We start from the raw sequence: 12791 nt of genomic DNA on the forward strand, positions 1-12791 counted from the left end.
CCTTCCGCTCCGCGGGGGAGCTCGACGCGATGGCCGCCGCGGGCGCCGTCGTGGGCCGCGCGCTCGTCGCGGTCCGCGACGCCGCCCGCGTCGGCGTTTCGACCTTCGAACTCGACGAGGTGGCCGAGACGGTGATCCGCGAGGCGGGCGCCGTCCCGTCGTTCAAGGGCTACCACGGCTTCCCGGGCTCGATCTGCTCCTCCGTCAACGAGGTCGTCGTCCACGGCATCCCGGACCGCGCGACGGTGCTGGCGGAGGGCGACCTGGTCTCGATCGACTGCGGCGCGATCCTCGACGGCTGGCACGGCGACTCGGCGTGGACGTTCGGCGTGGGCGAGCTGTCCGCCGCGGACCAGGACCTCTCGGAGGCCACGCGCCTCGCGATGGAGGCCGGTATCGCCGCCATGCTCGACGGCAACCGCCTCACCGACGTCTCGCACGCCATCGAGACCGCCACGTACGCACAGGCCGCGCGCCTGGGCCGCGACCTCGCGATCGTCGACGGCTACGGCGGCCACGGCATCGGCCGCGAGATGCACATGGAACCCTTCCTCGCCAACGAGGGCGACCCGGGCAAGGGCCCACTGCTCGTCATCGGGTCGACCCTCGCGATCGAGCCGATGCTCACCCTCGGCACCCCCGATACCTCCGTCCTCGAGGACGACTGGACCGTCGTCACGGACGACGGTGCCCGCGCCGCCCACTGGGAGCACACCGTCGCCGTCACCGCCGACGGCCCCCGCATCCTTACTCCACGGCCGTAGAGGGGCGCAACGGGATCCAGATCAAGTCCATCCGATCGAGCCGATCCTGGACGACGTCCTCGCCTAATACGCGAACAGCCGCCCAGAGGTGCGCGTTCGCCGCAAGGGGCTGGGGGTGGCCAACGTCGCCACGGAGTAGCATGACGCCCGCGGAGAAGGATGCCTCACCGTGTGGAACGGGAGTCGACGATGCTGCCTTGAGGTACCAGTTGAGCGACTGCTCCGGATCCCTGGGCAAGCCGCGGTCCCCCAGGCCGTAGAACGCTCCGAAATTGTGCATTGCGCGAACACTGCCGAGCTCGGCGGCACGCTGTAACCATCGGATTCCAAGATCGTCGTTGCGCACCACGCCGCACTCCCCGGTCAGGAAGTGCAGCGCCAGCTGGAATGCGGCGTCCGCATCGTTGCGATCGGCCGCCTCGCGGAAGTACTCCATCGCCGCCTCGAGGTTGCGCGAGACGCCGAATCCTTCCTGCGTCAGTAGCCCCTGCATGAAGAGTGCACCTGTCTGGCCCGGATCCTGGTCGGTGATGCTCCTTAGACGGGCCCATGCCTCACTGGCGAGATCTGTCCGACCCGAATGGTAGATCGTCTCGACAACCATGATGGATCCATCCCGGTGGCCGAGAGTGTCGGCCCGACGGAAAGCGTCCAGGGCGTTGTCGATGTGCCTCTCTATCAGTCTCGACCTCCAGGTCCCGCCAGCCCGATAGAGCGTGCCCAGTTCGATGAAGGCATCGGACATGCCGTGCGCTCCGGAGATTTCGAGAGCCTCGATCAGCTTCTTGCCAGCGTCCGGTCCGATGGCGGAGGCCAGCTCCGGAACTTCCGCCGATTCTGCCGAGAACTCCATTGCGGCGTTGAGAAGCGAAGTCGGATCGGTGTCCGGTGCGCTGAGAAGCGAAAGCAAGTTGGCATAGCTAGTGAACATGGATATAGGTTACTGGCCTGAAGATTGTGGAGCCGAAGCGTGGTGGTGCGTTGTTCTACGAGAATGGCTTGACCCTCACGCCGCGTGAGGGAACAAGGTGGTGGATGTGAACGAACGGAAGTCCTTCCACACCGTCGGCACGATCGCGCGGATGACCGGCGTCAGCGTGCGCACCCTGCACCACTACGACGAGATCGGTCTCGTCGTCCCGTCGGGGCGCACGTCGGCCGGCTACCGCGTCTACGACGACGCCGACGTCGAGCGCCTGCATCAGGTGCTCACGTACCGCGAGCTGGGCTTTCCGCTCGAGCAGATAGCGACCCTGCTCGACGATCCGTCCGCCGATGCCGTGGCGCATCTGGAGCAGCAGCACAAGCTGCTGTCCGAGCGGATCGACCGTTTGCACCGGATGGTCGCGGCTGTGGAGGACATGATGAACAGCAAGAAGCAGGGCATCCAGCTGACCGCCGAGGAGCAGACGGAGATCTTCGGGGACGATTGGCCGGGCGAGGAGTACGCCGAGGAGGCCGAGCAGCGCTGGGGAGACACCGACGCCTGGAAGCAGAGCAAACAGCGCGAGGCCGCCTTCACCAAGGACGACTGGAAGGCGATCAAGGCCGACACGGACGCCCTCGAGGCGGCCCTGGCGGACGGCCTGGCGCGGGGCGTGGCCCCCGGCTCCGAGGAGGGCAACGCCCTCGCCGAGCGGCACCGGGCGAGCATCGAGAAGTTCTACGACTGCGACTACCCGATGCAGGTCTGCCTCGCGCAGATGTACCTCGCCGACGAGCGCTTCACGAAGCACTACGAGGATGTCGCGCCGGGCCTGGCCCAGTACGTGCACGACGTCATCGTCGCCAACGCGGAGCAGCACCGGTGATCCCGGGCCGCTCGGGGGCGCTCGCGAACCCCTGAGCGGTCCGAACCGTCGCGCTAGCCTGGTCCTGTGGACTGGTTGAACTACTGGTGGCTCATCTTCGTGTTCGGCGGCTCGATCAGCGCTGCGGTCAAGGGGGCGTCGGCGTGGAACGAACGGCGCGCGAACCGGCGCCTGGAGAAGTTCCGCATCAAACAGGAGACGAAGGTCGCGCTGGCCACCGCGCAGGGCATGGGCCGGGTGGACGCGGCGCAGGTGCAGCGGGAGCTCGAGCGCGCGGCCGCCGAACACGACGCCGTCGACACCCGCTGGTTCGGCTACGAGACCGACCTCGCGACCATCCTCGATCACCCGATGATGGTCGACATGCGGGAGCCGCTGACCGTCGACTTCCACAAGGCCAAACGCCGGGCCGACCTGCTCCGCCCGGAGGGGCCCGACGGTGCCACCGCCGCGGACGTCGAGCAGTACCGCGACGCGGTGCACGCCTACGCCGCGGCCTTCGACGTCGCCGAGCAGGAGGCCAAGCGGCGGCGCCGCGGCGACTTCTCGCCGCTGGAGCAGGAGCGCCTCGCGAAGGCGCAGCGCCTGCTGGCCGTCGCGCTCGACGGTTCCGCCACCGGCCCGGAGCGCCAGCAGGCCTACCAGCGCGCCCGCGCCGAGCTGGACGGCCTCATCGATCTGCCGCGATCCGCCACCGTCGCGCTGGAGAACCAGGTCCGCGCGGCTCTGGAACGGTAGCCGGGGCTACGGCCAGATCAGGGTCGTGGCGACGCCGATTCGTGTAGGTACCCCGTGCGCGGAACCGGGCGTGATGCCGAGCGCATCGCGCAACTGCTTGGGGACCAGGATGCGCCCCGCCGAATCGACCGTCGCCTCCATAGGGATCACGTCACCAATAAAATCCCACTCCATCCTCGGTGCACGACGAAGCGCCCCCGAGTCGTCGACTCGGGGGCGCTTCGTCGTGCACACGTCTACGTACAGCCGCGCTGCACGGCCGCGGTCCAGGCACCGTCGTCCTGGAGGACGGAACGGACCTGATGTCGCAACCACCGCAGCGCGCGCATCCCGAGGCTCCCTAGGACGCGTTCGCCGCGGCTGCGAGGCCCAGCTGCAGGTCGGCGAGGATGTCGTCGATGTGCTCGATGCCGACGGCCAGGCGCACCAGGCCCGGCGTGACGCCGGCCTCGAGCTGCTCCTGCTCGGTGAGCTGGCTGTGCGTGGTCGACGCGGGGTGGATCACCAGCGAGCGCACGTCGCCGATGTTCGCGACGTGGCTGTGCAGCTGCAGCGCGTCGACGAAGGCCTTGCCCGCGGGCACGCCGCCGGCCAGCTCGAAGGCGACGATCGCGCCGGCGCCCCTGGGCAGCAGCTCCTTCGCACGCTCGTGATACGGCGAGGAGGGCAGCCCGGCGTAGATCACCTCGGTGACGCCGTCCTGGCCCGAGAGGTACTCGGCGACCTTCTGCGTGTTCTCGATGTGCCGCTCCACGCGCAGGCTCAGCGTCTCGATGCCCTGCGAGATCAGGAAGGCGTTGAACGGCGAGATCGCGGGACCGAGGTCGCGCAGCAGCTGCACCCGCGCCTTCAGCGCGAAGGCGGGCTCGCCGAGGTCGGCGAAGACGACGCCGTGGTACGACGGGTCCGGGGTGGTGAAGTTCGGGTGCCGGCCCTGCGTCCAATCGAACTTCCCGCCGTCGACGATGACGCCGCCGATCGCCGAGCCGTGGCCGCCGAGGTACTTGGTGGCCGAGTGCACGACGATGTCGGCCCCGTGCTCGAGGGGGCGCAGCAGGTACGGGGTCGCGACGGTGTTGTCGACGATGAGCGGCACCCCGTTCTCGTGCGCGACGCCGGCGACGCCCGCGACGTCGAGCACGTGGCCGCGCGGGTTCGCGATGGTCTCCGCGAAGAAGGCGCGGGTGTTGGGGCGGACGGCCGCGCGCCACTGCTCCAAGTCATCCGGGTTCTCGACGAAGCTGACCTCGATGCCCAGCTTGGCGAGGGTGTAGTGCAGCAGGTTGTAGGTGCCGCCGTACAGGTACGGGGAGCTGACGATGTGGTCGCCGGACTCCGCCACGTTGAGGATCGCGAGGGTCTCGGCCGCCTGGCCCGAGGCCACGAGCAGCGCGGCGACGCCGCCCTCGAGCGCGGCGATCCGCTGCTCGACGGCGTCCTGCGTCGGATTCATGATGCGGGTGTAGATGTTGCCGGGCTCGGCCAGCCCGAACAGCGCCGCGGCGTGATCGGTGTTGTTGAACGTGTACGACGTGGTCTGGTAGATCGGCAGTGCACGCGCGTTGGTCGCGCCGTCGGGCGTCTGCCCGGCGTGGATCTGCGTGGTCTCGAAGTGCCAGTTCGGGCTGTCCGGGTTGGTCATGGCCCCGATACAAGTGCACCGGTGCCGCAGTGTCCAGGGTTTGACTCATACTGTGGAGAAAGGGAGGGGTGCCCGTGGACGAGATCGTCGCGCTGTACGACGAGGCCGGGCGTCCGACGGGCGCCGCGCCGCGGTCCCGCGTCCGCGCCGAGAACCTGCGGCACGGCACCACAGGCATCCTCGTCTTCGACTCCGCGGGACGGATCTACGTGCACCGCCGCACCCCGATCAAGGACGTCTACCCGGGGCTACGCGACTTCTGCGCGGGCGGGGTGCTCCTGGCGGGGGAGGAGCCCGACGACGGCGCCGCACGCGAGGCCTTCGAGGAGCTCGGCGTGCACGGGGTCCCGCTGCGGCCCGCCGGGGTGCGCGCCTACGCCGACGCCCTCACCCGATTCGTCTGCTTCCAGTACGTCTGCACCTACGACGGTGCCGTCGTCCACCAGCCGGAGGAGGTCGAGAGTGGCGCGTGGATGGCGCCGGCCGACCTGCTCGCGGCGGTCGCCGCGGACCCCGCCGACTTCGTCCCCGACTCGGTCGAACTCGCGTTGCACCTCGTCAGCGGTGGGTGCGGTTCCGGGCAGGATTCGTCGGAGGAGTCCTGAGCGCGTAGAATAGGTGGGTAGCGCGGCGTTCGGCCGCATGCCCGTCCTCCGACGGAGGGGCACAGGTCGCACACGGCGTCCGCTGAAGACAACAGGATCGTGGAGGGTATGGCCAAGAAGGACGGAGCCATCGAGGTGGAGGGCCGCGTCGTCGAGCCGCTCCCCAACGCAATGTTCCGCATCGAGCTGGAGAACGGGCACAAGGTGCTCGCCCACATCAGCGGCAAGATGCGGCAGCACTACATTCGTATTCTGCCCGAGGACCGGGTCGTCGTGGAGCTCTCTCCGTACGACCTGACGCGCGGGCGCATCGTCTACCGGTACAAGTGACCGCGTAGCGCGCAGGCGGATACGAGAAAGACCCACCCCGCGGGGTGGGTCTTTCTCGTGTTCGGGCTGGACCGCCAGGCGCAGCCCTCCGGGCTATACCGCCAGACGCAGGCCTCCGGGCTATACCGCCAGGCGCAGGCCTCCGGCCTGGGCGAGGATGAAGCCCAGGTCCCAGTAGTCGGACACCTCGGAGCCGTCGCGGCCCGGCTCCACCGAGCCGGTGGCGTGAATGCCGAGCGCGGCACCGTCCGACAGGCGGATCAGCGAGGCGCCGCTGTCGCCGGAGCGGAGCTTGAGATCGGTGCGGAAGCGGTTGTCGGTCACGTCGGTGACGCTGCCGCAGACCCAGCCGCTGGTGCGGCCCTGGCTGCACACCTTGTCGCCGATCCGGGCCTTGCCGAGCGAGCGCGGCGCGGCCTTACCCAGGCGGTTCACCAGCGGCACGCCCTCCTTGAAGGAGACGGTGCCCCAGTCGGGGTGCGCGACGTTGGTCGAGACCTCGTGGCCGTCGACCATCGCGGTGGGCGGATTCGAGGACTTCTCGATCTTGCCGACGGAGATGAGCGCGCGGGCTTGGCCGGGCGCGGGCACGGTGACCTCCTGGCCGGCCTTGCCGCAGTGCCCGGCCGTGACGCCGACGCGCCGGCCGTCCGGGGTGGTGGCGAGCACGCCGACGGTGCAGGCGCTGACCTCGATGCCCTGCGCGGTCTCGTTCTGCACCACGTCGATCTCGGAGCCGGGGCCCACGACGATGCGCGGCGCGGCGGACGCGGGCGCGGCGGAGACGACGCCGGCGGTCGCGAGGGCGACGGTCGCGGCGACGCCGAGGCGGCGGGAGAGGGACAGACGCATCGCGGGTCCTACCTGTCGGGATCGGGGGATCAAATCACGGAATCTTCGGTGGTGAATAGTGCATCACCGGTTATTCCTGAGGTTAGCATGAGAGCCCGCTCTCGCGTGGGCGCGGCCTCGCTGTCGGCTGATTTGGGGCGCGCGGGTGTGAAGCGTACACTGGATCATCGCGTGCGTGCGCGGCTTCGTCGTGCGCTCCGTGGCGCCCTTCCGGCTACCGGTGGCGGCGCCTGAAAACACTGAGAACAACTGGATAGGACTGACGTGAAGGTCAACCCCAGCGTCAAGCCGATCTGCGAGAAGTGCAAGGTGATCCGCCGTAACGGCCGGGTCATGGTGATCTGCGACAACCTGCGCCACAAGCAGCGTCAGGGCTAGATCAGTGCGCTTCGAGCGGTTCGCCGCTTGAACACACGATGACCTCTCCGCACCAGCAGGGGCAGACGAGCCCCTGTGCACCCCCGGCTCGGAGGCCGGGGCCTCGGCCGGCGTGAAAGCGCCGGAACCACCGGGGACGGACGGGGAGCAGACCTCCGACTTAGAAGAAGGAAACCGCCAAGAATGGCACGTCTCATGGGTGTCGATCTCCCGCGCGAGAAGCGCATGGAGATCGCACTGACCTACATCTACGGCATCGGCCGTACCCGCGCGACTGAGATTCTCGCCGAGACCGGTGTGAGCCCGGATCTGCGCAGCAAGGATCTCAGCGACGAGGACCTGACCAAGCTCCGTGACTTCATCGAGGGCACGGATTACAAGGTCGAGGGCGACCTGCGCCGTGAGGTGCAGGCCGATATCCGTCGCAAGATCGAGATCCAGTGCTACCAGGGCATCCGCCACCGTCGTGGCCTGCCCGTGCGTGGCCAGCGCACCAAGACCAACGCTCGCACCCGTAAGGGTCCGAAGAAGACCATCGCCGGAAAGAAGAAGTAATGCCTCCGAAGTCGCGCGCCACGGGCGCGAAGAAGGGCGTTTCGCGTCGTCGCGAAAAGAAGAACGTCCCGCACGGCCACGCTCACATCAAGAGCACGTTCAACAACACGATCGTCTCGATCACGGACCCCAGCGGCAACGTGATCAGCTGGGCCTCCTCGGGCCACGTCGGCTTCAAGGGCTCGCGCAAGAGCACCCCGTTCGCCGCGCAGCTCGCCGCCGAGAACGCTGCCCGCAAGGCGCAGGAGAACGGCGTCAAGAAGGTCGATGTCTTCGTCAAGGGCCCGGGCTCGGGCCGCGAGACCGCAATCCGCTCGCTGCAGGCCGCCGGCCTCGAGGTGGGCACCATTTCCGACGTGACGCCGCAGCCGCACAACGGCTGCCGTCCGCCCAAGCGGCGTCGGGTCTAGGGAAGGTAGGAGAGAGAAACCATGGCTCGTTATACCGGCCCTGTCACCCGTAAGTCCCGTCGTCTGGGCGTCGACCTCGTCGGCGGCTCCGAGGCGTTCGAGCGTCGTCCGTACCCGCCCGGCCAGCACGGCCGCGCGCGGATCAAGGAGTCCGAGTACCTCCTGCAGCTCAAGGAGAAGCAGAAGGCGCGCTTCCTGTACGGCGTGATGGAGAAGCAGTTCTCCCGCTACTACAAGGAGGCGAAGGCCGCCACCGGTAAGACCGGTGACGCCCTGCTGCAGATCCTTGAGACCCGCCTGGACAACGTCGTCTACCGCGCCGGCCTGACGCGGACCCGCCGCCAGGCCCGCCAGCTCGTGACCCACGGTCACTTCACGGTGAACGGCGTGCGCGTCGACGTTCCCTCGTACCGCGTCTCGCAGTACGACATCATCGACGTCCGCCCGAAGTCGCTCGGTACCACGCCGTTCCAGATCGCGCGTGAGACCCTCGGCGAGCGCACCCCTCCGGCGTGGCTCCAGGTGGTTCCGTCGAACCTGCGCATCCTCGTGCACCGCGTGCCCGAGCGTGAGCAGATCGTCGTGCCCTTCCAGGAGCAGCTCATCGTCGAGTACTACTCGAAGTAAGTAGTACGGGCCGCCGGTAGATCGCCGGCGGCCCTCTACGGGCGTCAAATAGCGGACGCCCAGAGAGAAGGAATACTCAATGCTCATCTCGCAGCGACCCACCCTCAGCGAAGAGGTCATCTCCGACGCGCGCTCGAAGTTCATCATCGAGCCGCTGGAGCCGGGCTTCGGTTACACGCTGGGCAACTCGCTCCGCCGCACGCTGCTGTCGTCCATCCCGGGCGCGGCCGTGACCAGCATCCGCATCGACGGCGTGCTGCACGAGTTCACCACGGTTCCGGGCGTCAAGGAGGATGTCACCGACATCATCCTGAACCTCAAGGGCCTGGTCGTCTCGTCGGAGGACGACGAGCCGGTCACCATGTACGTGCGCAAGCAGGGTCCGGGCGCCGTCACCGCGGGCGACATCGTTCCCCCGGCGTCGGTCACCGTTCACAACCCCGACCTGCACATCGCCACCCTGAACGACAAGGGCAAGCTCGAGATCGAGCTCGTCGTCGAGCGGGGCCGCGGCTACGTGCCGGCCGTGCAGAACAAGGCGTCGGGCGCCGAGATCGGCCGGATCCCGGTCGACTCGATCTACTCGCCCGTGCTGAAGGTGACCTACAAGGTCGAGGCCACCCGTGTCGAGCAGCGCACCGACTTCGATCGTCTGATCCTGGACGTCGAGACCAAGAACTCGATGACCGCGCGCGACGCCCTGGCGTCGGCGGGTAAGACCCTGGTCGAGCTCTTCGGCCTGGCGCGCGAGCTCAACGTCGAGGCCGAGGGCATCGAGATCGGCCCGTCGCCGGCCGAGGCCGACCACATCGCGGCGTTCTCGCTGCCGATCGAGGACCTCGACCTGACGGTGCGCTCGTACAACTGCCTCAAGCGCGAGGGTGTGCATACCGTGGGCGAGCTCGTGGCCCGCACCGAGTCCGATCTTCTCGACATCCGTAACTTCGGTCAGAAGTCGATCGACGAGGTCAAGGTCAAGCTGCACGCGCTGGGTCTGGCCCTCAAGGACAGCCCCGCGTCGTTCGATCCGTCGCAGGTCGACGGGTACGACCCGGCCACCGGTACCTGGAGCGACGAGCCGTCGTTCTCGGGCGACGCCGATGGCGACCAGGATTACGCCGAGACCGAGCAGCTCTGAGCTAACCAGCTCGTAAAACCCCACAGGAGAAACAATGCCTAGGCCCACTAAGGGCGCCCGGATGGGCGGCTCGGCCTCGCACCAGAAGCACATTCTGGCGAACCTCGCGACCGCGCTCTTCGAGCACGGCCGCATCGAGACCACCGAGTCCCGCGCCAAGCGCCTGCGCCCCTACGCGGAGAAGCTGATCAGCCATGCCAAGCACGGCAAGCTGGCCAACCGCCGCGAGGTCATGAAGGAGATCCGCAACAAGGACGTCGTGCACGTGCTGTTCGCGGAGATCGCTCCGGCCGTCGCCGACCGTCAGGGCGGCTACACCCGGATCATCAAGACCGAGAACCGGAAGGGCGACAACGCCCCGATGGCGGTCATCGAGATCGTGACCGAGCAGCTCGCCGCCACCGAGGCCTCGCGCGCCACCCGCGTCGCCGCCTCGCAGGCCGCGGCCAAGTCCGCCGCCGTCGAGGCTGCGGAGATCACCGAGACCGAGGCTCCGGCCGAGGACGCGGCCGAGGGCTCGGACCTCCCAGCCGGCGCGCACGCGCCGCTCGAGGACGTCAACGAGGCCCCCGAGGGCTTCCCGATCAAGGGCAACGCCGATTCGAAGCTGTACCACCGCCCCGGTACCCGCTTCTTCGACTCGACGGTCGCCGAGATCTGGTTCGCCGACGAGGCTTCGGCCGAGGCCGCGGGCTACTCGCTGCCGAAGTCACAGCAGGAGGACGCCTCCGACTCGGAGTAGTCACCCACGCACGCAAGCCCGCCATCTGCATCGCAGGTGGCGGGCTTCGTCGTCTCCCTGCCGTCGTCTCCTGACTTAACAGCGTTAGCCCAGATGCCCACCAGGGACTTCTTCTGCGAGCACTGCTACTTACTCGACGGTCAGCCGTGCGTCGCCGCGATCACGGCGTCGACGGTGGCCCGCACCTTCTCCGCCGACACCCGCGGCAGCGTGAAGCGCGCGAGATACGCCTCGTCGGTCACGCGCGACCAGTCGCAGGTGACGGCGATGAGCGTCCCGTTTCCCTCCGGGGTGAACGTCCACGACCACTCGACGCCGACCGGCGGCTTCCCCCGCCTGGCGGGCAGCCACGCGAGCCGCGTGCCCGGATCGAACGCGGTCACGTGGTTGTCCACCGAGTACTCTCGCCCGTCCTCTGCGGTCATCTCCATGCCGAAGACGTCGCCGACGGCGGTGATCACCTCGGGACTGCCGGCGGAGACGCCGCGGAGCATGCCGGAGCCGTCGGCCGCCGCGTGCACTGCAGGGCGGGTGAGGGCGTCGAACAGCACCTCGGGCGGGACGTCGGCGGTGACGGTCACAGTCTGTGCGGTGTCGGTCATGAGGCCGACGCTACGCCGCTCACCGGTAGAATTTCCGGCGATATGACTCGCTACCGCCTCGACATCGCCTACGACGGCACCGACTTCAGCGGGTGGGCCCGCCAGCCCGAGCGGCGCACCGTCTGCGGCGTGCTGGAAGAGGTGATCGGCACGATCCTGCGGACGGACGTGCAGCTCACCGTGGCCGGCCGCACCGACGCGGGCGTCCACGCCACGGGGCAGGTCGCCCATCTCGACACCGACGTCGCCCTGCCCGACGGCCCGGTCCGCCGCCTCGCACGGATGCTCCCGCAGGACGTCCGCGTCACCACGATCAGCACCGCCCCGCCCGAGTTCGACGCCCGCTTCTCCGCCCTGCGCCGCCACTACGAGTACCGCCTCACCGATGCCCCCTTCGGCGCGAACCCGCTGCGCGCCCGCGACACCGCGCCGTGGCGGCGGCCCGTCGACGTGGACCGGATGCAGGAGGCGAGCGACCGGTTGCTCGGCCTGCACGACTTCGCCGCCTTCTGCCGCCGCCGCGAGGGCGCCACGACGGTCCGCGAGCTGCAGCGCTTCGCCTGGCGCCGCGACGCCGACGGGGTGTGCACCGCGGAGGTCTCCGCCGACGCCTTCTGCTGGTCGATGGTGCGGTCCCTCGTCGGGGCGGTCGCCGCGGTCGGGGAGGGCCGACGGTCCGCCGACTGGGCCGCCGGGCTGCTCGACGAGCGCGAGCGCTCCAGCGCCATCAACGTGGCCGCGGCGTGCGGGCTCACGCTGGTCCGCGTCGACTACCCCGCCGACGACGAGCTCGCCGCGCGCAACCTGATCACCCGCGAGAAGCGCGAGGTCGACGGCCCGGGGCCGGGCGCGAGCGGCGGCTGCTGCGGCGACTGACGGAGCTTGGGGCGCCGTTCGCCCGGAGTTCACGGCAGCGACGCCCGTCGCGTGAATACTCGGGTGATGTGAACCCCTTCGACATCACGGGCTTCCTCGGCTCCGCGGGCCTCATCGGCCTGATCCTGCTGATCTTCATCGAGACCGGCCTGCTGGTGGGCTTCATCTTCCCTGGGGATTCGATCCTGTTCACCGCGGGCATCTTCGCGGCGCAGCCCCAGCCCTTCGCGGAGCTGTGGCAACTGCTGGTGTTCCTCCCGATCGCGGCGATCCTCGGCGACCAGTGCGGCTACGCCCTCGGCCGGTACGCGGGCCCGAAGGTGATGCGCGGCAGAGTCATGAACTTCATCGGGCAGGGCCCTGTCGACAAGACGTACGCCTTCTTCGACAAGTACGGCCCGTTCACGGTGATGTTCGCGCGGTTCATCGGTATCGTCCGCACGCTGGTGCCCGTGCTCGCGGGCTTCTCGCGGATGAACCACCGCACCTTCACGCTGTTCTCGGTGCTCGGTTCGATCCTGTGGTGCGACGGCATCGTGCTGCTCGGCTACTACCTCGGCGGCATCCCGCTGCTGCGCGACCACCTCGAGGTGCTGTTCATCGGCTCCGCGCTGACGATCATCATCCCCATCGTGATCACCGTGATCACCCGTCGGCGCGCCCGCAAGCGCGAATCCGCGGAAGCCGCGACGGCGGAGCCCGCCACGCGCTAATCTCCCCG

At 68.8% G+C, this 12791-nt stretch carries 18 protein-coding genes; 13 read left to right on the forward strand and 5 right to left on the reverse strand.

The window, feature by feature from the left end; genetic code table 11:
* Positions 1-29: 29 nt before the first annotated feature.
* A complete protein-coding gene (gene map, locus FK529_RS11495; protein ID WP_231703057.1) occupies positions 30-764 on the forward strand; it encodes a type I methionyl aminopeptidase in 735 nt (244 codons plus the stop codon).
* On the opposite strand, the gene FK529_RS11500 is transcribed toward map, so the two are convergent.
* The gene (locus tag FK529_RS11500) at positions 748-1695 is read right to left on the reverse strand and encodes a tetratricopeptide repeat protein (RefSeq protein WP_146561205.1); all 948 of its coding nucleotides are present in this window, start codon (positions 1693-1695) and stop codon (positions 748-750) included. The two genes, map and FK529_RS11500, sit on opposite strands and share 17 nt — an antisense overlap.
* 106 nt (positions 1696-1801) lie before the next feature.
* Between FK529_RS11500 and FK529_RS11505 the strand changes: the two genes are divergently transcribed.
* Complete coding sequence (locus FK529_RS11505; protein ID WP_146561207.1) at positions 1802-2575, forward strand: MerR family transcriptional regulator; 774 nt, start codon at positions 1802-1804, stop codon at positions 2573-2575.
* A 66-nt stretch (positions 2576-2641) separates the two neighbouring features.
* Positions 2642-3313 carry a hypothetical protein gene (locus FK529_RS11510; protein WP_146561209.1) on the forward strand — a complete coding sequence of 224 codons (672 nt, stop codon included), beginning with the start codon at positions 2642-2644 and terminating at the stop codon, positions 3311-3313.
* Positions 3314-3319: 6 nt separating this feature from the next.
* On the opposite strand, the gene FK529_RS20380 is transcribed toward FK529_RS11510, so the two are convergent.
* A complete protein-coding gene (locus FK529_RS20380) occupies positions 3320-3463 on the reverse strand; it encodes an AbrB/MazE/SpoVT family DNA-binding domain-containing protein (RefSeq protein WP_205124383.1) in 144 nt (47 codons plus the stop codon).
* 190 nt (positions 3464-3653) lie between these two features.
* Positions 3654-4955, reverse strand: coding sequence for a bifunctional o-acetylhomoserine/o-acetylserine sulfhydrylase (locus FK529_RS11520; protein WP_146561211.1), 1302 nt, complete (start codon positions 4953-4955; stop codon positions 3654-3656).
* A gap of 74 nt (positions 4956-5029) precedes the next feature.
* Here FK529_RS11520 and FK529_RS11525 point away from each other — a divergent pair, with 74 nt between their 5' ends.
* Positions 5030-5560: an NUDIX hydrolase gene (locus FK529_RS11525; RefSeq protein ID WP_231703046.1), complete on the forward strand. Its 531-nt coding sequence runs from the start codon at positions 5030-5032 to the stop codon at positions 5558-5560.
* 108 nt (positions 5561-5668) lie between these two features.
* Positions 5669-5890, forward strand: a complete 222-nt coding sequence (infA, locus tag FK529_RS11530; protein ID WP_005140011.1) for a translation initiation factor IF-1 — start codon at positions 5669-5671, stop codon at positions 5888-5890.
* 120 nt (positions 5891-6010) lie between these two features.
* On the opposite strand, the gene FK529_RS11535 is transcribed toward infA, so the two are convergent.
* On the reverse strand, positions 6011-6742 hold the full coding sequence (locus FK529_RS11535) for a chymotrypsin family serine protease (protein WP_146561216.1): 732 nt from the start codon (positions 6740-6742) through the stop codon (positions 6011-6013).
* 264 nt (positions 6743-7006) lie between these two features.
* Here FK529_RS11535 and rpmJ point away from each other — a divergent pair, with 264 nt between their 5' ends.
* The 6 genes from rpmJ (at position 7007) to rplQ (ending at position 10592) form a co-directional block, all read left to right on the forward strand.
* Positions 7007-7120, forward strand: coding sequence for a 50S ribosomal protein L36 (gene rpmJ / locus FK529_RS11540; protein ID WP_013127970.1), 114 nt, complete (start codon positions 7007-7009; stop codon positions 7118-7120).
* A 183-nt stretch (positions 7121-7303) separates the two neighbouring features.
* On the forward strand, positions 7304-7675 hold the full coding sequence (rpsM, locus tag FK529_RS11545) for a 30S ribosomal protein S13 (protein WP_068522639.1): 372 nt from the start codon (positions 7304-7306) through the stop codon (positions 7673-7675).
* Positions 7675-8085, forward strand: coding sequence for a 30S ribosomal protein S11 (rpsK, locus tag FK529_RS11550; RefSeq protein ID WP_068522638.1), 411 nt, complete (start codon positions 7675-7677; stop codon positions 8083-8085). Before rpsM ends, rpsK begins: the two co-directional genes overlap by 1 nt.
* Positions 8086-8106: 21 nt before the next feature.
* Complete coding sequence (rpsD, locus tag FK529_RS11555; RefSeq protein WP_146561218.1) at positions 8107-8712, forward strand: 30S ribosomal protein S4; 606 nt, start codon at positions 8107-8109, stop codon at positions 8710-8712.
* A 79-nt stretch (positions 8713-8791) separates the two neighbouring features.
* The gene (locus FK529_RS11560; protein ID WP_146561220.1) at positions 8792-9850 is read left to right on the forward strand and encodes a DNA-directed RNA polymerase subunit alpha; all 1059 of its coding nucleotides are present in this window, start codon (positions 8792-8794) and stop codon (positions 9848-9850) included.
* Positions 9851-9884: 34 nt separating this feature from the next.
* On the forward strand, positions 9885-10592 hold the full coding sequence (rplQ, locus tag FK529_RS11565) for a 50S ribosomal protein L17, sunset domain variant (RefSeq protein ID WP_146561222.1): 708 nt from the start codon (positions 9885-9887) through the stop codon (positions 10590-10592).
* A 140-nt stretch (positions 10593-10732) separates the two neighbouring features.
* Here rplQ and FK529_RS11570 read toward each other — a convergent pair whose 3' ends face one another.
* Positions 10733-11194, reverse strand: coding sequence for an SRPBCC domain-containing protein (locus tag FK529_RS11570; protein WP_146561224.1), 462 nt, complete (start codon positions 11192-11194; stop codon positions 10733-10735).
* Positions 11195-11236: 42 nt separating this feature from the next.
* Here FK529_RS11570 and truA point away from each other — a divergent pair, with 42 nt between their 5' ends.
* Positions 11237-12070 (forward strand): tRNA pseudouridine(38-40) synthase TruA, encoded by an 834-nt coding sequence (gene truA / locus FK529_RS11575; RefSeq protein ID WP_146561226.1) that lies wholly within the window; start codon positions 11237-11239, stop codon positions 12068-12070.
* A 68-nt stretch (positions 12071-12138) separates the two neighbouring features.
* Entirely contained in the window at positions 12139-12783 is a 645-nt protein-coding gene (locus FK529_RS11580) for a DedA family protein (protein ID WP_146561229.1), read from the forward strand.
* Positions 12784-12791: the final 8 nt, after the last annotated feature.

The organism is Tsukamurella asaccharolytica (assembly GCF_007858435.1).
Classification (GTDB): domain Bacteria; phylum Actinomycetota; class Actinomycetes; order Mycobacteriales; family Mycobacteriaceae; genus Tsukamurella; species Tsukamurella asaccharolytica.